Annotated in this window: 15 protein-coding genes; 13 read left to right on the top strand and 2 right to left on the bottom strand. The window is 65.2% G+C overall.

The features are described 5' to 3' along the window. Positions 1–19: 19 nt before the first annotated feature. The 13 genes from LC060_RS06150 (at position 20) to LC060_RS06210 (ending at position 20797) form a co-directional block, all read left to right on the top strand. Complete coding sequence (locus LC060_RS06150; RefSeq protein ID WP_226633515.1) at positions 20–1228, top strand: acetyl-CoA C-acetyltransferase; 1209 nt, start codon at positions 20–22, stop codon at positions 1226–1228. Positions 1229–1244: 16 nt separating this feature from the next. Beyond that, positions 1245–3416: a 3-hydroxyacyl-CoA dehydrogenase NAD-binding domain-containing protein gene (locus LC060_RS06155; RefSeq protein WP_226633516.1), complete on the top strand. Its 2172-nt coding sequence runs from the start codon at positions 1245–1247 to the stop codon at positions 3414–3416. Next, a complete protein-coding gene (locus LC060_RS06160; RefSeq protein ID WP_226633518.1) occupies positions 3413–4165 on the top strand; it encodes an SDR family NAD(P)-dependent oxidoreductase in 753 nt (250 codons plus the stop codon). Before LC060_RS06155 ends, LC060_RS06160 begins: the two co-directional genes overlap by 4 nt. A 249-nt stretch (positions 4166–4414) precedes the next feature. Continuing rightward, the gene (locus LC060_RS06165) at positions 4415–6103 is read left to right on the top strand and encodes a tannase/feruloyl esterase family alpha/beta hydrolase (protein WP_226633520.1); all 1689 of its coding nucleotides are present in this window, start codon (positions 4415–4417) and stop codon (positions 6101–6103) included. After that, entirely contained in the window at positions 6100–7464 is a 1365-nt protein-coding gene (locus LC060_RS06170; protein WP_226633522.1) for a spinster family MFS transporter, read from the top strand. The genes LC060_RS06165 and LC060_RS06170 overlap by 4 nt, the downstream gene beginning before the upstream one ends. Before the next feature lie 127 nt (positions 7465–7591). After that, entirely contained in the window at positions 7592–10333 is a 2742-nt protein-coding gene (locus tag LC060_RS06175; protein ID WP_226633524.1) for a TonB-dependent receptor plug domain-containing protein, read from the top strand. 97 nt (positions 10334–10430) lie between these two features. After that, entirely contained in the window at positions 10431–11576 is a 1146-nt protein-coding gene (locus LC060_RS06180; RefSeq protein ID WP_226633526.1) for a CaiB/BaiF CoA transferase family protein, read from the top strand. Between the two features lie 117 nt (positions 11577–11693). Further along, positions 11694–12908, top strand: coding sequence for an acyl-CoA dehydrogenase family protein (locus LC060_RS06185; RefSeq protein ID WP_226633528.1), 1215 nt, complete (start codon positions 11694–11696; stop codon positions 12906–12908). Continuing rightward, on the top strand, positions 12905–13969 hold the full coding sequence (locus LC060_RS06190) for a phosphotransferase (protein ID WP_226633530.1): 1065 nt from the start codon (positions 12905–12907) through the stop codon (positions 13967–13969). Before LC060_RS06185 ends, LC060_RS06190 begins: the two co-directional genes overlap by 4 nt. A 472-nt stretch (positions 13970–14441) precedes the next feature. After that, a complete protein-coding gene (locus tag LC060_RS06195) occupies positions 14442–15029 on the top strand; it encodes an RNA polymerase sigma factor (protein WP_226633532.1) in 588 nt (195 codons plus the stop codon). Next, positions 15022–15972 carry a FecR family protein gene (locus LC060_RS06200; RefSeq protein ID WP_226633534.1) on the top strand — a complete coding sequence of 317 codons (951 nt, stop codon included), beginning with the start codon at positions 15022–15024 and terminating at the stop codon, positions 15970–15972. Before LC060_RS06195 ends, LC060_RS06200 begins: the two co-directional genes overlap by 8 nt. 95 nt (positions 15973–16067) lie before the next feature. Continuing rightward, the gene (locus LC060_RS06205) at positions 16068–18647 is read left to right on the top strand and encodes a TonB-dependent receptor (protein WP_226633536.1); all 2580 of its coding nucleotides are present in this window, start codon (positions 16068–16070) and stop codon (positions 18645–18647) included. Positions 18648–18790: 143 nt separating this feature from the next. Next, positions 18791–20797 (top strand): Atxe2 family lasso peptide isopeptidase, encoded by a 2007-nt coding sequence (locus LC060_RS06210; protein WP_226633544.1) that lies wholly within the window; start codon positions 18791–18793, stop codon positions 20795–20797. Here LC060_RS06210 and LC060_RS06215 read toward each other — a convergent pair. Then, positions 20786–22534 carry an asparagine synthase-related protein gene (locus tag LC060_RS06215; RefSeq protein WP_226633545.1) on the bottom strand — a complete coding sequence of 583 codons (1749 nt, stop codon included), beginning with the start codon at positions 22532–22534 and terminating at the stop codon, positions 20786–20788. The genes LC060_RS06210 and LC060_RS06215 overlap by 12 nt on opposite strands. Then, positions 22534–23202, bottom strand: coding sequence for a lasso peptide biosynthesis B2 protein (locus tag LC060_RS06220; RefSeq protein WP_226633547.1), 669 nt, complete (start codon positions 23200–23202; stop codon positions 22534–22536). Before LC060_RS06220 ends, LC060_RS06215 begins: the two co-directional genes overlap by 1 nt. Positions 23203–23277 lie beyond the last annotated feature (75 nt).

Below are 23277 nucleotides of genomic sequence, written 5' to 3' on the forward strand. Positions count from 1 at the left end.
TTAATCGAGGACATTTTTCATGGCTGAGGCCTTCATCTACGATCACCTGCGCACGCCGCGCGGCAAGGGCCGCCCGGGCGGCGGCTTGAACGAGATTACGCCGATAGAGCTTGCGCGCCAGGTCCTCGAAGGGCTGCAATCGCGCAGCGACCTCGACACCGCGCTGGTCGAGGACGTGATCATGGGCATCGTCACGCCCGTAGGCGAACAGGGCTGCGACATGCCCCGCATCGCCGCGCTCATGGCCGGCTACGATGAGCAGGTCACCGGCATTCAGGTCAATCGCTTCTGCGCCTCCGCGCTGGAATCGGTGAACCTCGCCGCGGCCAAGGTCATTGCCGGAGACGGGATGGCCATGGTCGCAGGCGGCGTTGAATCGATGAGCCGGGTGCCGATTTTCGGTGACGGCGGTGCCTGCTACAGCGATCCGAACGCGAACTGGGGCAGTTGGTACATTCCCCAGGGCATCGGCGCCGACACCATCGCGACGATGGAAGGCTACGACCGGGAAACGGTCGACGCCTATGCCGTCGAAAGCCAGGCGCGCGCGGCCCATGCGTGGCAAAACGGCTGGTTTGACCGTTCGATTATGCCCGTGCGCGACGTGCTGGGCGATGTCGTGCTGGCGCGTGACGAGCATGTGCGCGCGGGCACCACGCTTGCCGACCTTGCCAAGCTGTCGCCCGTGTTTGCCGGGATGGGCAAACGCGACGGCCTCGATGCCATCATGCTGCAACGCTATCCCGAGATCGAAACCATTGCCCACGTCCACACCGCCGGCAATTCGAGCGGCATTGTGGACGGGGCCGCGGCGGTCCTCGTCGGTAACGCCGACTTCGGCGCCGCCAGCGGCCTGAAGCCGCGCGCGCGTATCCGCTCATTCGCCACCATCGGCACCGAGCCTGCGATCATGCTGACAGGCCCCGGCCCGGTGTCGCGCAAGGCGTTGGCGCGGGCGGGGATGGATGTCTCGGACATCGACCTGTTCGAGGTCAACGAAGCCTTCGCGAGCGTGGTCCTTCGCTACATGCGCGAAATGGGCATCGAGCACGACCGGGTGAACGTTGCCGGGGGCGCCATCGCGATGGGGCACCCGCTGGGCGCCACCGGTGCGATGATCCTGGGCACCGTCATCGACGAACTGGAACGCCGCGATCTCAATACCGCCCTTGTCACGCTGTGCGCAGCGGCCGGAATGGCCATCGCCACCATCGTCGAACGGGTCTGAAAGGAAGTTTGAAACCATGACCACGATCCACACCTCCCTCGACGAGGCGGGCATCGCGCTCTGGCAGGTCGATGTCCCGGGCCACGCCTTCAACGTGCTGACACCGGAGTTCTTCGAGGACCTTGAAAAGGCCATCGACGAAGCCGCCGCGAACGAGGCCGTGCGCGGCGTGATCCTGACCTCGGGCAAACCGTCGGGCTTCATGGCAGGCGCCGATGTCGAGGAAATTCTCGACATGCAGGCCGGAGGCCTCACGCCGACGCAAGGCGCGGCCTGGGCCATGGCCAACGGCGGCGTGCTGCGTAAACTGGAGACCTGCGGCAAGCCGGTCGTCGCGGCGATCAACGGGCTGGCGCTGGGCGGTGGTCTCGAACTGGCGCTGGCGTGCCATCGGCGCGTCCTGCTGTCGCGGCGCGACATCGCGGTCGGCCTGCCCGAAGTGACGCTGGGCCTCCTGCCCGGAGCGGGCGGCACACAGCGTCTTGCGCGCATGCTGGGCATAGAAAAAGCGCTGCCGCTGCTTCTCAAGGGGACGCGCCTCGACCCGGAGAAAGCCCATGCGGCCGGGATCGTCGAAGACCTCGCGGACACCGAGGAAGCGCTGCTCTCCCGCGCGCGCGAATGGCTGCTTGCCGGGCCGTCGGCCGCGCAGCCCTGGGATGTGAAGGGGTACCGTATTCCCGGTGGCGCCGGTCCGCTGGCGCCGCATGCCGCGCGCAGTTTTCAGGCGGGCGCGAGCCAGTTGCGCGCGCGGCAGGGGCGCTATCCGGCGCCCGTCGCCATCCTGTCCGCCGTCTACGAAGGCACGCAGGTCGCCATGGACGTCGGCCTCAAAATTGAGGCCAAGTATTTCGGCAGGCTCATCGGCGGGAAGGTTTCGGGCAACCTCGTCCGGGCCTTCCTGCGCCAGAACCGCGCGCGCAAGCGCGATCTGGCCGCGCCGGGCTATGCGCCGATGGCCGTGGGCAAGCTCGGCGTGATCGGCGCGGGCATGATGGGCGCGGGCATCGCCAACGTCGCGGCGGGCGCCGGGATCAAGGTCGTCCTGCTCGACACCAGCGCCGAGGCGGCGCAGCGCGCGCAGGACCGTGCGGCCAAACAGCGCCAGAAGGAGGTCGAACGCGGCAGCCGCAGCGAGGCGTCCGCGCGCGAAATCGTCGATCGGATCACGCCCACCGCCGAGGCGGGCGACCTTGGGGGCTGCGACCTCGTGATCGAAGCGGTCTTCGAGGACCGCGACATCAAGGGGGCGGTCTACAAGGACGCTCTGGCCGGGCTGGCCGAAGGCGGCGTTCTTGCCTCGAACACCTCGACGCTTTCGATCAGCAGTCTCGCGCAAGGCTTGCCCGATCCTGCGCGTTTCATCGGCATGCACTTCTTTTCGCCGGTGGAGCGCATGCCGCTGGTCGAAATCATCGCCGGGCGCGAGACGTCCACGGCGACGATGGCGGATGCCTTCGCGCTCGCGGGCCGCCTGCGCAAGACGCCGATCCTCGTCCACGACAGCCCCGGCTTCTACACCAGCCGTGTCTTCTGCACGTACATCGACGAGGCCATGGCGATGCTGCGCGAAGGCGTTTCGCCCGCGCTCATCGAAAACGCCGCGCGCGAAGCAGGCTTTCCCGCGCCGCCGCTGGCCGTGACCGACGAAGTCTCCCTCGATCTGCAAAAGCGCGTCATCGAGCAGGCCAAGCGCGATGGTCTCGATGCCCGGTTCCTGCGCGCCCATGCCGAACCGGTTGTCGAGGCGATGAACGGGCGGGGTCGGCTCGGCCGCAAGACGGGCGGCGGCTTCTACACTTTCACCGACGAGGGCAAGCACCTGTGGGAGGGGCTCGCCGAGATGTTCCCGCAGGCCAAAGTGCAGCCTTCTGCGGATGATGTCGCCAAGCGTCTCTTGTACATTCAGGCGCTTGAAAGCGCGCGATGCCTGGCCGAAGGGGTGATCGACGACGAAGCCAGCGCGGATCTGGGTTCGGTCCTTGGGATCGGCTATCCGGCCTGGACGGGGGGCGCTCTCTCGCTCATCTCGACCGTGGGCATCGATGCGTTCGTGGCCGATTGCCAGCGCTTTGCGCAGGAGGCCGGCCCCCGGTTCTCCCCCGATCCCGAGGCGATCGAGGCGGTGCGGGCCGAAGCCGCGCGCGTGCGCAAGGCGCGCGCCTCCAAGGCGAGCGAAACGGCATGAGCGATCGGTTCTCTCTTGCGGGCAAGCGCGTGCTGGTGACCGGTGCCTCCTCCGGGCTGGGGCGGCATTTTGCCGGGGTCCTTGCCCGCGCCGGGGCGCACGTGGTCGTCGGGGCGCGGCGGGCCGAGGCGCTCGACGCGTTGGTCGATGAACTGCACGAGGCAGGCCATTCGGCTTCGCGCGTGGTGCTCGACGTGTGCGATGAGGCTTCGGTCACCGCCGCGTTCGAAGGCGAGGCGTTCGACATCGTGATCAACAACGCAGGCGTGACCATCACCCGCGCCGCGATGGACACCGCGCTGGAAGACTGGAACCGGGTTCTCTCGACCGATCTCACCGGCGTCTTCCTCGTGGCGCGCAGCGCGGCGCAGGGGATGCGCGCGTTCGGACGCGGTGGGGCGATCGTCAACATCGCCTCCATCCTCGGCCACCGTGTGGCGGGCGGGCTGTCCGCCTATGCCACGGCCAAGGCGGGAGTCGTGCAACTCACTCGCAGCCTCGCGCTCGAATGGGCGCGCCACGGCATCCGCGTGAACGCGCTGTGTCCGGGCTACATCGAGACAGACCTCAACGCGGATTTCTTCGCGAGCGAAGCAGGGGAGGCGCTGATCCGGCGCGTGCCGCAGCGACGTCTGGGCCGCGCGGAGGAGCTGGACGGCCCCCTGTTGCTGCTGGCGTCGCAAGCAGGCTCGTTCATGACGGGCGCGGATATCTGCGTCGATGGGGGGCACCTCGTCTCCACTCTGTGAACCGTGCCTTGCCTTGCCTTGCCTTGCCTTGCCTTGCCGCGCCGCGCCGTTGCGGCGGTTCAGCTGCCGTTCTGACGATGAAAGAGGCCCGGAAATCGTGCTCGCCCCCCTTTTGGGAGGGGGAACTCTCTCGGGGGGTGGGTCACAAGGTTTCCCAGCAATAAGCAGAACATCGGAGAGGGGCTTATGGGAGCCTGTTGGTCAATCCGCGCGCGCGTCTGGTTGTCGTGCGCCGTCGCATCATTTGCGGTGGGAGCGCCAGCCGCGTTTGCGCCTCTGTCGGGCGATACGGGAGGCGCGGACACACGCTGCGAGGCGCTTTTGCAAAGCGGGCTTTCCGATACGCTGGGCACCCCTGTCGCCTTTGACGGGGCACGGATCGAGAGCGGCGAATGGGAAGGGCAGGCGCTGCCCCGCCACTGCCGGATCGAAGGGCGCCTCAACCCCCGCACCAGCCCTGTCGACGGACGCGAATATGCGGTTGCCTTCGTCCTGCGCCTCCCGCTCGAGGATGTCTGGAACGGGCGTTTCGTGCAATTGGGCGGGGGCGGCTCCAACGGGGCCACGCCGACCGCTCTCGACACGCTCTTTGCCTCGAACACCACGCCTCTCCTGCGCGGCTTTGCGGTGATCGATACCGATGGCGGGCACAACGCCTCGAACGCAGACCCGCAAGCCGGTGGCTCGGCCGCTTTTGGGCGCGATCCGCAGGCGCGGCGCGACCACTTCTTCAACGCCTACGACATGGTCGCGCGCACGGGAAAGTTTCTCGCCGGTCAGTTCTACGATGCGCCGATGCGCAGCTATTTCATGGGTTGTTCGGAAGGGGGACGCGAGGCGCTGCTGATGGCGCAGCGCTTTCCGGAGCATTTCGACGGTATCGCGTCCGGCGCCCCGCAGTTTCTTCAGCCGATGCAGTCGCTGTCTTCGGTCCGCGGGCTCCAGATCCTAGCTAAGGAGGCGCGCGCGCAAGGCCTGATGGCCCCCGACGGTCTGCCCGCCATCCACAAGGTCTTTTCGGACGGCGATCTGCTTCTGGCGGCCAATGCCATTGCCGCGGCCTGCGACGGTGCGGACGGGCTTGTCGACGGGCTCGTCTCCAATTTTCGTCAGTGCAGCAACACACAGGTCATGGCGCGACTTCGGGCGCGTGAATGCACCGGCGACAAGCGAGCGAATTGCCTCCTTCCCAGCCAGATCGAAACGCTTGAGGCGCTGCACGCGCCGGTCCGCAACGCAGCGGGCGAGCCGATCTACGTGGGCTATCCCTGGGACACCGGCATAACCGCAAAGAGCGCCGGGTTTCGCGCCTGGTGGCTCGGTGACTATGCGAAGCCAGCGTCGAATTCGATCCGGCTGCACTTTTCCTCGAACATGCTTCGCATGGTCTGGAGCGATCCGGCCGAGCCGTTCGCCCTCGACCAGGGGCCCTCGATCGCGCTCGCGTATCCTTACGCGCTGCGCCCGGCCAATCCAGCGGTGGCCTGGCCTGCACGCAGCGGCGACCCCGACGAGGCTGCAGGCGTTGCCATGATCAACGACGATCCTGACCTCGACGCGTTCCGCGCCCGCTCGGGCAAGCTCCTGCTCTGGGCCGGTGCGGCCGATGCCACGCACTCGCTCTATCAGACCCAAGGCTATGTCGAGAGGCTGACAGAGCGTTACGGCGCGCAGCGCGACACTTTTGCCCGCTTCTTCGTGGCGCCAGGCGTGGGCCATTGCAGAGGCGGTCCGGGACCGGACCAGGCCGATCTGCTCGGCGCTCTGGTCGACTGGGTGGAGCAGGGCACTGCGCCCGATGCCATCGTTGCGCGCGCCGTGGCACCGCAATCCTACGCGCGGCCCCTGTGCTCCTATCCCGCCTATGCCCATTATCGCGGTGGCCCTGTCGATGAGGCCTCCAGCTTTTCCTGCACCCTTGCGGAGCCAACATCATGAACGCGTCCCCTCCCGTTGGCCCTCCCGCTGGCCCAGCTAAGCCTGCCGTTGCCGCACCGCCCGTCGAAAACCGGGATGGCCCGGGCGGCGGCGTGCCCTACCTGCTCGTGGGGATGATGTTCCTGACGTATGCCTTCAGCTACCTTGACCGGCAGATCGTCAACATCGTCGCCGAGCACATGAAGGCGGATCTCGATCTGGCCGACTGGCAGATCGGGGCGATGAGCGGGCTCGGCTTCGCGCTCCTCTACACGACGCTGGGCCTGCCCGTCGCGCGCCTTGCCGAGCGGACCGACCGGGTGAACATCATTTCGGCCGCGCTCGTCCTGTGGAGCGGGTGCACGGCGCTGTTCGGGCTGGGACGCAATTTCTTCGAGGTTTTCCTCGCCCGCATCGGGGTGGGGCTGGGCGAAGCCGGGGGCAGCCCGCCCGCCATGTCCATGATTGCCGACGCCACGCCCCGTGCCTACCAGTCCCGCGCGCTTGCGCTCTACAACCTCGGCGTTCCGATGGGCGCCTTGCTGGGGATGGTGCTGGGTGGTTTCGTCGTCGATGCGCTGGGCTGGCGCTGGGCGTTCTGGATCGTCGGTCCTCCGGGTATCCTGCTGGCCATTCTCATCCGGATGCTGCTGCGCGACCCGCGCGGTGCGGCGGGCAAGGCCGCTGCGAAGCCCGGCGATGTCCCCTCCTTGCGCGAAGTGGCCGCAAACCTGCGCCGCAACACGGCCTTCTGGTGGATCGCGGCGGGCGCGGCGCTGACGACGTTCGTAGGCTACGGCCAGCAGACGTTCTATGCATCCTTCTTCTTGCGCAACCATGCCGACCAGCTCGACGCGCTCGCCGTGTCGTGGGGGCTGGCTGGCCCGACGACCGTGCTGGGTGTAGGTCTTGGCATTGCGTTCGGTCTGGGCGGAACCATCGGGACCATTCTGGGCGGACAGCTGGGCGATCGCTGGCGTTCGCCGCACGCCTACCTGTGGGTTCCCGCGCTTGGCAGCGCGCTTGCGGTTCCGCTTTATATCGCAACGTTGCTGCTGCCCTCGGCCGGGTTCTCGCTTGCCCTGCTGGTTGTGCCCGTTGCGCTCAAAAGCATGTGGTACGGGCCGACCTACGCCGCCATTCAGCGCATGACCCATGCCCGTTCAAGGGCCACGGTTCTCGCGATTTTCCTTTTCCTTCTCAATGCTCTGGGGCTTGGTTTCGGCCCGCTGTCGATTGGCCTCATCAGCGATTGGCTGGCCCAGTCGATGGGCGAGGCGCAAGGGCTTCGCTGGTCGCTGATCGCGGTCACCGCCGTGAGCGTTCTGTCGAGCCTGTGCTTCGTCGCCGCCAAGGGGCGCAGAGGCGAGGTTCCGAACTAATCGGTTCCTGGTCGCTCGTGCGTATCTGAATTTTTCTGCCCCCTCTCAAAGAGGGGGGGGCGGCCGGCATCGCCCCGGCAATATTTCCAAACAGCAATAAAAAACATACCAATCTGGGAGACCTGAAATGCGACTCTACTCTTGCCTGCTCGCGTCCGCAGCCTGGATCGTGCCGGGGGCTGTGCTGGCGCAGGACGTGCAGGGCGCACCTGCAGAAGCGGCACCTTCACTTGAGGAAGCCGAGCAAATCATCGTTACCGGCTCGCGCACCATCACCAATGGCGAACAGGCGCCCACGCCCGTCACCGTGCTTAGCGCCGCGCAGCTCAAGGACGTCGCCCCCAATCTCAACGAGGCGTTGCGCCAGTTGCCGCAGCTCACCGCGTCAGGTTCGCCCGCGACGCCCAACCCGACCATCGGCGGCGGTCCGAGCACGCAGAACACGCCCAACTTGCGGAACCTGGGCGCCAACCGCACGCTGACCCTCCTCAACGGGCGGCGTCCGGCGATCTTCGGTGGTTCGGGTCTGGTCGATGCGGGTGTCTTCCCGCAATCGCTGGTCAAGCGGGTCGATATCGTGACCGGCGGAGCGTCCTCGGCCTATGGCTCGGACGCGATCGCGGGCGTCGTCAACTACATCATAGACACTGACTTCCAGGGCCTTACCGCAGAGGCGCGTCAGAGCCTCTCCACCTATGGCGATGCCGCGGCGCGGGCCTTCGAAATCGCGGGCGGCACCAACATCGGGTCACGCGGGCACATCGTCGCCAGCGTCAACTACAACAGCCAGGACTATCTCGACGGTTCCCAGCGCGACTATGGCCGTGCGGGCTGGTCGACCATGCCCAACCCCGACGCCGGCCAGCCCGGTGAGCCCGATCTGCTGTTTCGGGAAAACGTGACGATCACCACGGCAACCTTCGGTGGCCGGATCATCACCCCCGGTCTCAATAACATCCAGTTCGACGCGGACGCCAACCCGATTCCGTACGCGCCCGGCAGCCTCGTGTCCGGCGCCCTCCAGGTGGGAGGCGACGGTGCCCGCTATGCGCAGCCATTCAGCGCCGATGTTGAGAACATCAGCGGTTATGCCCATGCCAAGTACGAAGTCTTCGACGGGGTCGAACTCTTTGCCGAAGGCAGCTACGGTCATGCGGAATCGCGCAGCCCCAACCTCTATTTTTTCAATCTGGGCGGCAACGCCTACCGCGTTCAGCGCGACAACGCGTACTTGCCCGATTCCATCGCGCAGCTCATGGACGAGAACGGCCTGACGTCGATCCAGCTGGGCAAGCTGGACCGCAACTACGGCCGCAACGTGACCTTCTTTGAGAGCGACACCTACAGTCTCTCGACCGGCCTGAACGCCAAGCTCTGGAGCGACTGGGAACTTGACGTCTACGGAACGCACAGCGTCTCCAAGACCCGCTACGGTGCCGAGAACAGCCGCTATCAGGCGCGCTCGCGTCTTGCGACGGATGCCGTGTTCGCGCCGGACGGCTCGATCGTCTGCCGTTCAAGTCTCAGCGAACCGGGCAACGGTTGCGTACCAACCACCCCCTTTGGCGAAATCCCCCTGACCGAGGATCAACGCAATTATCTCACGGGCACGTCGATCGCGCGCGGCACCACCAAGCAGGACGTTGCCGCGGCTGCGATGCATGGTACGGTCTTCGATGGCTGGGCAGGTCCGATCAGCGCCGCTGTCGGTGCCGAGTACCGCAAGGTCTCGCTTGACCAGGTTGCCGACCCCACCGGCATGTCCTTCGGCTGGAGCGCGGGCAACCTCAGCTCGAGCGCGGGCTCCTACAACGTGAAGGAAGTCTTTGGCGAAGTGCAGTTGCCGCTTCTGAAGGACGTGCCGCTTGCTCGCGACCTCAGCGTCAACGCCGCCGTTCGGCGCACGAACTACAGCACGAGCGGAAGCGTCACGACCTGGAAGATCGGTGTGACCAACGAAGTCTTCGACGGTTTCCGCCTGCGCGGCAGTTTGTCGCAAGACATTCGCGCGCCCAACATCAACGAGCTGTTCGGCGGTGTCGTCCGGTCGGTCACCACGATCAGCGATCCCGAATTTAACGGCCAGACGTTCCTCAACATCTTCACCTTCTCGGGCAGCAACGCCGAACTTCGCCCCGAGAAGGCGCGCACACTGACCTTCGGCGCGGTCTATCGTCCCGATTGGCTGCCGGGGTTGGGTCTGTCGGTCGACTACTACCGCATCAAGCTGTCCGATTCGATCACGCAGGTCGGATTCCAGACCGTCGTCGACCAGTGCGATGCGGGCAACGCGCTGTTCTGCGGGTTGATCTCACGCGACACCGCGGGCCTCATCACCGAGATCGACGCTCCGCTGCAGAACGTGGCCTCGGGCCGTGTCTCGGGCATCGACTTCGAAGCCAACTACGACACCGAGCTGGGAAATGGCTTCGTGCGGCTGCGCGCCATCGGCACCTATCTCGACACGTATCAGTTCACCAATCCGGGTGCACCAACTGTCGAGCAGGCCGGTACGCCGGGGCTGCCGCGCTGGCGGGGCAACTTCTCGGCGACGTATTCGAACGGAGGTTTTTCGCTCTCGGTTCAGGAGCGTTACATCGGCAAGACGACCCGCGTCGTGCTTCCGATCACGGTGGACGACAACACCGTGGAGAATGTGTTCTACACGAACGCGACCATGCGCTACAGGTTTGAGGACGAGACGTTCGGAAGTCCCGAAATGTTCTTCAACGTCAACAACCTGTTCAACCAGAAGCCGCGCGTCGGGCGGACCAACTCGACCAACCTGGGCTTCAATCAGGCCTATGACGGTCAGCTTTACGACGTGATCGGGCGCTACTTCACGCTTGGCATTCGTATTCGGTACTGATCGGCGCCCTGACGGTGTACCGAATCCTGCGCGGACGGCCCTTGTGGCCGTCCGCGTTCCTTCGTTTCCGCATGCTCGGACGCAGGGAGGACACGCGATGATGGATGACCTCGCTAAAGAAACGAGCCCCGCACACGAGCAGGATGAAGCCGCGCGTCATGCCGGGCCATTGGTCGGTCTCAGGGTCCTCGAGCTCGATGCGATCGGACCGGTGCCTCATTGCGGCATGCTCCTTGCCGATATGGGCGCCGATGTGGTTCGGGTGCTGCGTCCCGGCGGGCAAAGCGCCTATGCTGATGTGGGCGGCGCCATCCTCCACCGGGGGCGTACGAGCGTGGAGCTCGATTTGAAGACCGAAGCGGGCCGCGAGGGCGTTCTGGCGCTGGTGCGTCATGCCGATGCGCTGGTGGAAGGTATGCGGCCCGGTGTCATGGAGCGGCTCGGGCTTGGACCGGACGTGTGCCATGCGCTCGCACCGAGCCTCGTCTATGCCCGTGCAACCGGATGGGGCCAGACCGGGCCGCTGCGCGCGCGCGCCGGGCACGATATAAACTACCTCGCGCTGACCGGCACGCTTCATGCGTTGCGCGGGCGCGACGGCTATCCGCAGGCGCCGCTCAACCTCGTGGGCGATTACGCGGGGGGAGCGCTTTACCTTGCCTTCGGGATGGTCAGCGCGATGCTTCATGCCCGCAGCACCGGAAAGGGGCAGGTGCTGGATGCGGCCATCGTCGATGGGGCGAGCCATGTCATGGGCCTTTTTCACGCGCTGCTTGCCAGTGGGCAGTGGCGCGAGGAACCGGGCGCGAACCTGCTCGATGGCGGCGCGCCGTTCTATCGGTGTTACGCCTGCGCCTGCGGCGGCTACGTGGCGGTGGGGGCGCTGGAGCCCCAGTTCTTCCGGGCTTTACTTGAGGGGCTGGCGCTCGATCCGGCGCGCTTCCCGCAGCACGAGCGCGAAAGCTGGCCTGCGCTCGAGGAGGCTCTGGCGCAGGCTTTCGCCCAAGCCCCGCGCGACCATTGGGAAGCGCTGTTTCGCGATACCGATGCCTGTGTAACCCCGGTGCTGTCGATGGCAGAGGCGATGGTTCACCCCGTCAATGCGGCGCGCGGGGTCTTCGTCGAGCGTGACGCAACACGACAGGCCGCGCCCGCCCCGCGCTTCTCGGTGACGCCGGGGCAAATCGCTGAGGGGCGCATGCTCGCGCTGGAGGATGCACTCAGCCATTGGCGTAGGCGCTGAAGTCGACTGCACATGCCCCTCCTAAAGGTGGGGGCGCAGGCCGCGCGCAAATGTCTATTCCTGTGAACATGGAAAGCGCCCGGGACACCGGGGCAGATGAAAATGGGTTCGAGGACAATGGCATTGAAGGCGGACGATCCGGCATGGGCTATCGGGGCGAAGGTGGAAGCCTTCGTGCGCACAAAGATCATTCCGTACGAAAAAGACTCGCGCCGTGACTGTCACGGTGCTCCCACCGAAGAGCTGGTGGACGAAATGCGCGCTCTGGCACGCGCCGAAGGCCTGATGACGCCGCATATCCTGCCCGACGGGGCGCACCTCACGCAGGAAGGTACAGCGTACGTCCTCATTCGCTCTGGGCTTTCGCCGCTTGGGCCGATCGCGCTCAACACGATGGCGCCCGATGAGGGCAACATGTATCTGCTGGGGCACGTGGCCTCACCGGACATCAAGGCGCGCTTCCTCGCCCCGCTCATCTCGGGCGAGGCGCGCAGCGCGTTCTTCATGACCGAGCCTGCCGAATGGGGCGGGGCAGGGTCCGATCCCATGATGATGAAGACCTCGTGCCGCAAGGATGGCAACCACTGGGTCATCAACGGTCGCAAGGCCTTCATCACCGGCGCCGACGGGGCCAAAGTCGGCATCGTCATGGCCAAGTCGGAGGATGCCGACAGCGAGGGCGGGGCGTGCATGTTCCTGGTCGACCTGCCCGATCCGGCGATCCGTATCATCGATGTTCCCAACACGATCGACACCTCGATGCCCGGATCGCATGCGACGGTCGAGATCACCGATTTGCGGATTCCAGCCGATCAGATGCTGGGCGATGCGGGTGAGGGCTTCCGCTATGCGCAGGTACGCCTGAGCCCGGCCCGGCTCTCCCACTGCATGCGCTGGCTGGGCAGCTGCATCCGCGCACAGGAAATCGCGACCGATTACGCCTGCCGCCGGGAAGCCTTCGGAAAAATCCTGATCGACCATGAAGGCGTGGGCTTCCTCCTCGCGCAGAACCGGATCGATCTCCAGCAAGCGCAGCTCATGGTCGAGTGGTGTGCCGGCATCCTCGACCAGGGAGGGCTGGGCACGCAGGAAAGCTCGATGACCAAGGTGGCCGTTTCCGAGGCGCTTATGCGGATTGCGGACAATTGCGTGCAGGTCATGGGTGGCACCGGCCTCACCGACAAAACCGTGGTCGAGCAGATCTTTCGCGAGGTCCGTGCCTTCCGCGTCTACGATGGCCCGACCGAAGTCCACAAGTGGTCGCTGGCCAAGAAGATCAAGCGCTCCTGGCGCGAGGCACAGGCCGCTGGCGAAGGGCAGGCCAGCGCATGAGCGAGAGCATTGCGGCCGCCAACAGCGGCACCACCGAAGTGCGCGAAGGCTACGAGATCGATCTCGACCGGCTCGACGCCTGGATGCTCGCGCATGTCGAGGGCTATCGCGGTCCCTTGTCGATCGCGCAGTTTCGCGGTGGACAATCGAACCCGACGTATCAGCTTTCAACGCCCGACGCGCGCTATGTACTGCGCCGCAAGCCTCCGGGGGAGCTTCTCAAGGGGGCCCATGCGGTCGAGCGCGAGGCGCGCGTCATGGCGGCGCTGGGCGCGACGGGTTTTCCGGTCCCACGCGTCCATGGCATCTGTACCGACGACACCGTCATCGGCACCTGGTTTTTCGTCATGGATATGGTCGAGGGGCGGATATTCTGGGACGCGACTTTTCCCGGAGTTTCAAACGAGGAACGCCCGGCCTATTTCGACGCGATGAACGCGACCCTGGCGCAGTTGCACCAGGTCGATTACGCCGCCCTGAGGCTGGAGGATTACGGCAAGCCCGGCAACTACTTTGCGCGGCAGGTCGCTCGCTGGTCGCGCCAGTATCTCGAGGACGATGCTGCCGGGCGCAATGCGGACATGGACTGGCTGATCGAATGGTTGCCCGAACATATCCCGCAAGGCGATGAGACTAGTATCGTCCACGGCGATTTCCGGTGTGACAACATTATCTTTCATCCCACCGAGCCGCGTGTCGTAGCCGTGCTGGACTGGGAACTGTCGACCTTGGGGCATCCACTTGCAGACTTTGCCTACGCCGCGATGATGTACCGCATGCCGCCGGATATCGTCGCTGGCCTCAAGGAGGCCGATCTCGCTGCGCTTAACATTCCCAACGAGGAGGACTTCGTTGCAACCTACTGCGCTCGAATGGGGCGCGAGCGCATAGACCATTGGAGTTTCTACGTAACCTTCCAATTGTTCCGTCTTGCTGCAATTTTCCACGGGATCAAGGGGCGCGTGCTACGCGGGACAGCGACGAACGCCCAAGCGGTTGTCCGGGCAGAAGCTTTCCCAAGAATCGCTCGTCTTGCGCGCGAAGCGATCGAAGACGATTGATCAGATTTCAACTGCGGGACCTTCGGTCAAGCTCCCAGATTCCTTTGAAGATGAGGGGAGGCTAAGGCTCGCGTTCCCAAGGCCGGAAGCAACGATAGCTCACAGGCAACCGATTGTCACGGACGAGCGTGTCATGAGGGGACCGCTGAGGCCCGGCGAAGTCAGGGAAGAATGGCGCTGCCAGCTTTCCAAGCTCCGGCTCCGTATGACCACCTTGCACTAAACTATCCATTTGATAGACTTAAAGAGCATCGTATTTCGATGCCGAGGCGTGAGAACCTCGCTTGAGATCCTTTCAGCCCGCTTCCTGATGCGGCCGGGTTACCGACGCGAATGTCCAGGCCTTCTCGGCTAAAGGCGTCGGTGCACGACTCTTGCGTGTCTCAACACCCGGCTTTTCGTCGGTTCGCCTCGCAGTCGAGGACCGGCTGATGATCGCGAAAATTCCACCCGCAGATGGGTGGGGTGGCCTGTGAGCAGGCTGCCCGGGGCGGCCTATGTGTCGCTGGCGGAGGGTGACCCCCTGCCGCCCGAAGATCGGTTTTGCTCGCCGTCCGACCAAGGGGCATGGGAAGGTAAGCAACTCGAACAGACCTATCGAAAAGAGCGCTCCTGGTTGTTGGGGCTTGCCGGTTCACGCGCGTCTCACCAAGACGCCGAGGATATCGTGCAGCACGCTTTCGTACGCCTCGCGGAACGCGGTGCTGGCACCATTCACGCGCCGCGCGCCTATCTGGGGCAAGCAGTGAAAAATCTCGTGCGCGACCGCTACCGCAGCGCCGCTCGCCGCGGCGAGAACGATCATCATTCGCTCGATGAGGTGGAGCTTGCCGGCAGCGACCAGTCTGCCTGCCTGGAAGCGCGCGACCGGTTGCGGCGGATCGAGCGCGCTCTTGAGAAACTCAAGCCGCTCACCCGGCAGATCTTTCTGGCAAGCCGCGTTGATGGGTATAGTTATGCCGAGATCGCGGCCGAGACGGGGTTGAGTGTGAAAAGCGTTGAGAAGCAGATGAGCCGGGCGCTCAAACTCCTGGCACGGGACCTTCGCGGGCATGACTGATGGTTCGAACATCCCGGCATCGATCCGGGAGGCCGCCGCGCGCTGGATGGCGCGGGCTGGCACAGGCGAGGCCGACTACGATGCGAAACTCGCCGCCTGGCTGGAACGTGATCCGCGCCACCGTCAGGCGTACGAGGACGTTTATGGCGTTTGGGATGTGCCAGGGGAGATAGGCCAAACTGCCATCGGGCGTGATCGGCGACTGGTCCGTGCGCCCGTCTACATGCGCCGCTCGACGCACCTGGCGCTGGGTGCGGCCGGTCTGGTCGGCTGCCTTGGCCTGACGCTGGCGGTCGTGGGGCTCCCGGGCCGGGACTTGGGTGTGGTGAGCGTGGCCCACGCGGCGAGCTACAGCACGCGCATCGGCGAAATCCGGCGTTTTAAGACGCAAGGTGGGCTGGTTCTCGTGCTCGACAGCAATTCACGTGTCGCGGTTTCGCAAGAAGGACGCGACGTAAAGCTCGATCTCGCACGCGGTCGTATACGGGTTGAAACTGCAGATGGACATGTGCGCGTGCGGGCCGGAGCGAGGTCGCTGCGCGTGGACGGATCGCCCTTCGATGTTCGTCTCGAGGACGGTGTGGGCCAAGTGCTCGCCCCACGCGTGCCGATCCGCGTGGCTGCCGGGGACCGCGTCGTGGAACTTGCCGAGGGACAGAGAAGCGATCTGGACGCGAAGGTGCTCACCCCGGGCGCGGACGACGCGAATTGGGTGAGCGGCATGCTGGCGGTCGAGGACATGCCCCTGGGCGAGGCCGTCGCGATCATTAATCGCTACGCGCGAACTCCTCTCGTGCTGGGCGATCCGGGGCTCGCCTCGCGTCCTGTTACCGGGGCGTTTCGACGCTCGGATCCGGAGGCCTTTGCCCGAACCGTGGCGGGCATCTATGATCTTGAGATCGACCGCAGTCGCAAGGACAGGGTGGTCTTGCGTACGAAGTGAAGTCTTCATGAAAATATTCGGGGGGTGAAATCACGCCCCGTCGTCTCCCCGGGAGAACCTGCCGGAAAAACCGGCGAATGGGGGGAACGATCATCATGAGGACGTCTTTCATTGGCGTAGGTACAGGCATTGCTCGCGAACTCGCGCTTCTTGGCGCGATCGCGGCATTCAGCAGCCCTTCGGTCGCAAACGCGCAGCAAACTGCGCAACTCACCATGGATCTTCCAGAGCAGCGCCTGGGCGATTCACTACGGGCACTGGCGGCGCTGTCGGGACAGGTCGTCCTGGCCGATGGCGGGAGCGTGGCTGCGAAGCGCGCTCCCGCCTTACGCGGCACCTATTCGCTCAAGCAGGCGCTCGATCGGCTGCTGGCGGGCTCTGGGCTGGTAGCCTACGCGGTTCAGGGCGGTTACGCGGTGCGTCGTGCGGATGCCGGAGCCGACGACCAGGACGCGGCCGGTGAGGCCATCACAGTTACTGGCTCGCGCATTCGCGGGGCGCAAATCGCCTCGCAGGTCATACGGCTCGATGCGGAGGCGTTGCGCGATGGGGGACGTGCGGACCTGGGGGAAGTCGTTCGCGATCTGCCGCAGAGCTTTGGAGGCGGGCAGAACCCCGGTATCGGTATCAGTGTTCCCCAATCGGCGGGGGCGAATGCCGGCGGTGGCTCGACGGTTAATCTGCGCGGGCTGGGCAGCGATGCGACTCTCACCCTGGTGAATGGACGGCGCCTTCCTTACGATTCCGCGCTGCAGGGCGTCGATATTTCAGCAATTCCCATGGCGGCGGTGGAGCGGATTGAAATCGTGGCAGATGGAGCGTCGGCGATCTACGGCTCGGATGCCGTGGGCGGCGTCGTGAACGTGATTCTGCGCGAGGACTACGAAGGTCTTGACGCGCAGGCGCGGCTGGGCGGAGCCACGCAGGGCGGGGATTTCCAGCAACGCTACGGCCTGTTGGGCGGACACCGTTGGCAAGGCGGCGGGTTCTTCGCGACCTACGAATACAATCGCAACACGGATGTGGTGTCGAACCAGCGCGAGGCGACATCCTTTCAGCCCAATCTCACGCTCCTTCCGGCCAGCCATCGCCACGCTCTCGCGGGGCATTTTCACCAGGAGCTTGCTCGCGATCTGACGCTCGAAGTCGACGGTCTCTACAACCGGCGCAAGGGATCGTTCTTCTATCCTCTGAACGCGCAGGCGGATCTCGACGTCAGCCGTACCGAACGCAGCTACGATTCCTATTCCTTCGCCGTATCGGGCGCGCTCCATTACACTTGGCAGGATTGGAAGGTCTCGGCGTCGATGACTCATGGGCGAGGTCGCAACGATATGCTCGCCGAGTACTACTATGATGACATTCTTTCGCTGTCCGACGGGTTGCGCTACGCGAATCGTTCGACCGGAGGCGAACTCTCGGCCACCGGCAACCTCGCTTCGCTTCCGGCTGGCGCGGTGGGCCTCGCAGCCGGAGCCGGCTTTCGCAGCAACGGCTTCGAGATTTTCCGAGGCGCGGGAAACTATCAGAACGCTCGTCCCACCCAGGACAGTCAGTATGTCTTCGGAGAGTTGAGCCTGCCGTTCGTTTCCGAAGACATGGGTATCCCCTTTGTTCGCGCACTGACGGCAACCGCCGCACTGCGCCACGAGCATTACGAAGGGATCGGGGGGGTAACAACGCCCAAACTCGGGGCGATCTACACCCCTCTCGAAGGGATCGCGCTGAAGGCATCATGGGGGCGTTCGTTTCGCGCGCCGAGCTTTTACGATCTGTACGGCGTCCAGGCCGCGAACCTCTATCCGATATCCCGGTTCGGCGGTGAGGGCTATGCGCCGGACGCCACGGCACTGTTCGTCTCGGGGGGCAATGCGGATCTCAAGCCCGAACGCGCCGAGAGCTGGTCGGCCGGTGTCGACATCCGTCCGCAAGCGCTTCCAGGTTTCGGGCTGGAACTGAGCTATTTCGAAACGCACTACACGAACCGCGTGGTCACGCCGATCACGCTGACGGCGCAGTCGCTGACGAACTCGGCCTACGCCGCACAACTGACCTATTCGCCCGATGCCAGCCTACTCGAAGACGTCCTTGCCGGAGCCGATACCTTCGTCAACGCCACCTCCAGTCCCTATGATCCCGCCAATGTCGCGGTTCTTATCGACAACCGGAATGTCAACGCGGGACGGCAAGACGTGAAGGGGCTCGACGTCCAGGCGACTTACGAAGGCGAGTTCGCCGCCGGTCGCCTGACGACGGCCTTCAATGCAAGTTACCTGGAAAGCTCGCAGCAGATAGCCGAGGGCCAAGGTGTCGAGGCATTGGCCGGATATCTCTACAATCCGCCACACTGGCGCGGACAGGCTCGCGCTGGCTGGGAGAAGGCCGGGCTGCGCCTGTCGGCGGCGGTCAATCACCAGGGCGGCGTGCGCGACACACGCTCCAAGCCGATCGCCAAGGTGCGGGGGATGACGACGTTCGATATTGGTGCGCGCTACGCGTTCTCCGAGCCCGATGGGGCGCTGAACGGGACGCAGCTGGGCCTTACCATTACCAATCTCTTCGACGTCATGCCCGGAAAGATCTCGACGACGTTGTTCTACGACACGCCCTACGATTCCACGAATTATTCACCCGTTGGGCGCTTCGTCGCCTTCGAAGTTCGTCGCACATGGTAAGCCCGGTCGTCCGCAGGTGCGCGTTGGTTTCGCTGAGCCTTGCGTGGGCGCTCGCGGCAGTCCCGGCCTGTGCCGGGGCGCCTTGCGCCGATCTCCTGGCGAATTCGGTCATGGGAGCAAGGCACGAAGAGAACTCTCGGACCGTGCACCCAGTCGACCTGTTGCGCCTGCGGCAGATCGGCGAGCCGGAAGCCATGTTCACGTTCCACCCTGCGCTCGCCCTGTCGCCGGACCGCCGGCACCTCGCTTTCGTGATCCAGCGCGCCGATCCCGAGGCCAATCGCTACTGCATGGGCCTTGCCGTTCTGGCTCTGGATCGCCCGGGGCCTCCACGTCTCCTGAACGCGGGTGGGAGCATTATTCTCACGGTCAATTCGTTCAGGGGCCGCATATGGGGCGTTGGATATCCCTCGCTCACGATCCCGCGCTGGTCTCCCGATGGCCGGTCGATCGCCTGGCTGCGCCGCGATGACGGGACCACACAAGTGTGGCTCGCCGACGTCGCGACCGGCAATGCACGGGCTGTCACCCACGAAGCGGTCGATGTCGAAGCGGTGAGCTGGTCAGCGGATGGCGCGGCGCTCATCTATGCCAGCCGCACGGGTCGACTCGCGGAACGCGCGGCATTCGCACGCGAAGGGCGTTCCGGCTTCCACTACGATGATCGCTTCGTTCCGATCATGTCCGATCGTCCCATGCCCGATGCCTCGATCGGATGGACGAGCTACCGTGTCGATCTGAAATCGGGGGGGCGACGTCGGGCAGGTGAGGCCGAGATGGAGCATTTGCCCGACGATGAGTTGGGCAAGTTCCCTCCCTTGCCCGTGGCGCAGGGGTACGATGGCCGCGTTGCGCGGGCTAGTCATTCGACGAGTAACCCGCTCAGTCCGCTCGCAATCACGGTGAGCTTGCCCAACGGAACGCAGATTGCATGCCGTTATACTCAGTGCGAGGGGCGTATCGTGGACATGTGGTGGACACCGGATACCAAGACCCTCGTCTTTCTGCGCCGGGAAGGCTGGGCCCATGGATTGAGCGGTCTCTATCGCTGGACGCTGGGAAAAGGCGAGCCTGAGCGTCTTGTCCTGACCCACGACCTGATCAGCAATTGCGTGATCGCGCAGGCAGGCCTTGTCTGTCTGCGCGAAACCTCTACGCAGCCGCAACGCCTGGTTCGCTTCGATGTCCGTTCCGGCAAATCGGAACTCTTGTACGATCCCAATCCCGAATGGGCCTCATTCCGGCTTGGCACAGTTCGGCACCTGCAATGGAGCAACGATGCGGGCGCCCAGGTGCGCGGGGACCTCGTCCTCCCGCCGGGCTACGAACCTGGAACACGCGTGCCCCTCATCGTGACGACCTATACCAGCAACGGATTTCTGCGCGGCGGGATGGGAGACGAGTACCCTATTCATCCGTTTGCGGCGGCCGGTTTCGCTGTCCTGAGCTACAATGCACCCGAGCGCGCGGCGGCCAGCGATCCTGATCTCGACAGCCGGGAGCAAGTCGGAGCGGCCGGGACACGGACCTGGCTCTGGCGGCGTGCCGTCAAATCGGCGATCGAACGGGGGATCGACCGTGTCGTCGAAATGGGCATCGCCGATCCAAGCAAGGTCGGTATCACGGGCTTGAGCGACGGCTCGACGAGCGCGGCGTTCGCCATGATCAACAGCCGCAGGTTCGCGGCCGCATCGATCAGCACCTGTTGCATGGAGCCCTGGGCGGTCAATGCGGGCTATGGCCCGGCCTTTGCCCGCCTCAAGCAGGGCCAGGGCTATGCGCCGCTCACCGCGCAGGACGACGCATTCTGGAAACATGGTTCGCTGGTCGCGAATGCGGCGCGGATCGATACGCCCTTGCTCATGCAACTGGCCGACCGTGAATATCTCGGCGGTGTCGACGTCTACGCGGCGCTGCGGGAACAAGGCAAACCTGTCGACATGTACGTCTTTCCCGACGCCTTTCATCACAAGTGGCAACCGGCACAGAAACTTGCGGCCTATCAGCGCAACATCGACTGGTTCGCGTTCTGGCTTCAGGGGAAGACCGCCCCGCATCCAAACCAAGTTGAGGAGCAAGCGGGCACGTACGCCCACTGGAACGCCCTCGCCGCCGGCTGGAAGCCTGCTGAAACCGGATCAGGACCATGAGCCAAGCCAGGCTTCCGCTTGCGCAAGAAAGAGAATCCGCTCGTGGACAACGCCGCGTATCGGCTGATGTGCCCGGGTCGCCGCTTCGATAGCGTCGGGTTCGAGCAGGCCGAGACGTCGCAAGTGGCCATCGAGCAGCATCTCGCGCAGCGTGGCGCGGTTGGCAAGGTACACCTCCGCGACGAAACCATCGGGCGAACCTTTGGATTGGCGCGCGTAGACGTCCGGTGGAAGCCGATCCTTGAAGGCTTCGCGTGCGAGAATGCGACTGCGGCGGCCCTTGAACCACCACCAGACAGGAACATCAAGGCACGCGCGAACGACCGGGAGGCTCGCCAGCGGTGACGCATGGCGCACCGGGCTTTCGAGGTCGCCTTCCTCGGCCCACCCCTGCGCGACCGCGAGGACCGCGACCTGAGCTGCGAACCCGGGCGACACCGAGGCGGGCGGTCTTAGCCAGGGATGGGGGACGTCGGCAGGCAGCATCGCCAGTACTTCGGGGCTCAGGAACGTCAGATCCCTCGACCAGCGATAGGCGGGAGAGCGGCGCAGGGCGCGGCGTGTGGCAAGCCAGAGCACCTTGAGGATGCTTTCCCGGGCATTGGCCGCAATCGTACCGGCCACGTCAAGGGCCGCTTCAAGGGAATGGCCCTTGAGCAGGGCATCGCAGACCGGCGCCACCGAATTCATCGCGCAAAAGACGTTGTCGCCGCCTCCGCCGTCGAGCGTCAGATCGCAGCCGTGTTCCCGCGCGGTCCGGGCCAGGCAGGCGCTCGTCGCTTGCATGAACGTGCGGCTGGCCGGACTTGGCGCCGCGTGGCTGGCGCTGCGCGTGACGTCGATGTCATCAAGCGACCATTCGGCCTCGTCCAGGGGAATGCCCAGTGATTCGGCCACGCTTCGTGCGTAGCGGCGTTCATCGCCGCTTGCATCACGGCGCACAAGGTTGAGGGCGCGCAGCCCGCTTCCCAGGCTGGATAGACTGGCGGCGAGAACGGAGGAATCAAGACCGCCGGACAGCATGAGCAGCGGCGCGCGCGCATCGCCACGAACGGCGCGCGTGGTCTCCATGATGACACGGCGAAGGTGCGCACTGGCCTCGAGCGGGGAAGAATGTCGGTTCTGCCGTCCTGCATGGTCCCAGGCGGACCAGGCCAGGTCTTCGTGACATCCGTCAGGACCGAAGGAGAGAGCCGCGCCTCCTCTCAGTGCGCGCACGCCTTCCAGACAGGTTTCGCGCAAGGGAAGACCGCGAAATGCCAGACGTGTCACCAGGGCAGGCGCGTGCACGCTGGCGGAGAACCCGGCGCCTGTCAGCAAGTTCATGCAGTTCGACGCGAACAAGGTCCCCTCGATCGCGACGAAATAGCAGGGAAGGCGCCCGAAAGGCGCGCGGCTGAGGATGGCATCGCGCCTGTCTGGGCCGGGGGCGATGACGATGAAATCGCCCCAGAAGTTTGCGTGCAGACGGCGCATGTCCAGGATCGCCTGGCGATCCTTCTCGCCGATGTCCTGCTGGCGAAGGCGCACGGCACCGTTGCTGCGGTAGATGTCGCCCAGAATGAGGGTGCGCTCCTCGTCCGCCGTGAGGATGCCCAGGTCTGGCGCGCAGGCCAGAAAAAGACCGGGCGTCGCGGACCTGACGCTCAGGCCTTGATCACGGGCCAGTGCGTCGAGGCGGGCGAGATCAGGGGGCGCCAGGCCTTTGGTTGAAAGCGCGAGCAGGTAGTCGCCCATTACCATACCAGTATCGGCGTGTAGCTACGGGCGTGTTCGATCTCCTCGCAGATCAGGTGCCGGCCCTGGTCGATCCAGCAATGGGCGCTGAACGGGGCAAGCCGTACGGCGAAGACGAGCCGGGAGGCGACACCGGCGCGCGTGAGCGCGCTCATGAGGGCCATGGCGTTGGGAAGGCAGCGCCCCTGGGCCGAATGAATGGCCTCGCTTGTGCGCCAGGTCCGCGCGAGCGAGGCGACAACGTCGGGCGCGGCTCCCGTATTATTCAGGCGCGCCCGTGCTTGCGCGAGGCTTTGGAGATTTTTGAGGAGCGCCCTGCTGCGCGTGCGGTGCTGCCAGGCGATGCGGGTGCAAAGCGCCCGTGAAATCGCGCCCAGCTTTGCCCTGCCTGCGTCCGATGTCCTACCGACCTCGGATGTGGGCCAGTCGTACGTCAGTTGGCGGGCTGCGCACATCAGCGCGCCGCGATCATCGTGCGAAGCGAGGCTTGCGGCGACAAGCGCGCGGGCCTCGTGCGCCTCGCACCTGTCGCCCTCGACAAGCTTGCGAAAGGCGACATCGAGCGGGTCGGGAAGTCCGAAGTAGCGATCGCGTTCCACATCGAGAAAGACGTGCCGCTCGCCAGCCCGGCAGAAATGGAGATGGGGGCGATCCTCGCTTGAAGACATTGCGCTTGCTCCCGTTTCCAGCGAGTGGTGGGGGGGGGGGGGGGGGGGGGGGGGGGGGGGGGGGGGGGGGGCGGG

Source organism: Novosphingobium profundi, assembly GCF_020524485.1.
Classification (GTDB): Bacteria; Pseudomonadota; Alphaproteobacteria; order Sphingomonadales; family Sphingomonadaceae; genus Novosphingobium; species Novosphingobium profundi_A.

What these genes read in the sequence shown, in the direction of transcription:
- LC060_RS06150 (WP_226633515.1), top strand. Translation starts at nt 20, where the DNA reads ATGGCTGAGGCCTTCATCTACGATCACCTGCGCACGCCGCGCGGCAAG.
- LC060_RS06160 (WP_226633518.1), top strand. Translation starts at nt 3,413, where the DNA reads ATGAGCGATCGGTTCTCTCTTGCGGGCAAGCGCGTGCTGGTGACCGGT.
- LC060_RS06215 (WP_226633545.1), bottom strand. Translation starts at nt 22,534, where the DNA reads ATGGGCGACTACCTGCTCGCGCTTTCAACCAAAGGCCTGGCGCCCCCT.
- LC060_RS06155 (WP_226633516.1), top strand. Translation starts at nt 1,245, where the DNA reads ATGACCACGATCCACACCTCCCTCGACGAGGCGGGCATCGCGCTCTGG.
- LC060_RS06170 (WP_226633522.1), top strand. Translation starts at nt 6,100, where the DNA reads ATGAACGCGTCCCCTCCCGTTGGCCCTCCCGCTGGCCCAGCTAAGCCT.
- LC060_RS06175 (WP_226633524.1), top strand. Translation starts at nt 7,592, where the DNA reads ATGCGACTCTACTCTTGCCTGCTCGCGTCCGCAGCCTGGATCGTGCCG.
- LC060_RS06190 (WP_226633530.1), top strand. Translation starts at nt 12,905, where the DNA reads ATGAGCGAGAGCATTGCGGCCGCCAACAGCGGCACCACCGAAGTGCGC.
- LC060_RS06180 (WP_226633526.1), top strand. Translation starts at nt 10,431, where the DNA reads ATGATGGATGACCTCGCTAAAGAAACGAGCCCCGCACACGAGCAGGAT.
- LC060_RS06200 (WP_226633534.1), top strand. Translation starts at nt 15,022, where the DNA reads ATGACTGATGGTTCGAACATCCCGGCATCGATCCGGGAGGCCGCCGCG.
- LC060_RS06205 (WP_226633536.1), top strand. Translation starts at nt 16,068, where the DNA reads ATGAGGACGTCTTTCATTGGCGTAGGTACAGGCATTGCTCGCGAACTC.
- LC060_RS06185 (WP_226633528.1), top strand. Translation starts at nt 11,694, where the DNA reads ATGGCATTGAAGGCGGACGATCCGGCATGGGCTATCGGGGCGAAGGTG.
- LC060_RS06220 (WP_226633547.1), bottom strand. Translation starts at nt 23,202, where the DNA reads ATGTCTTCAAGCGAGGATCGCCCCCATCTCCATTTCTGCCGGGCTGGC.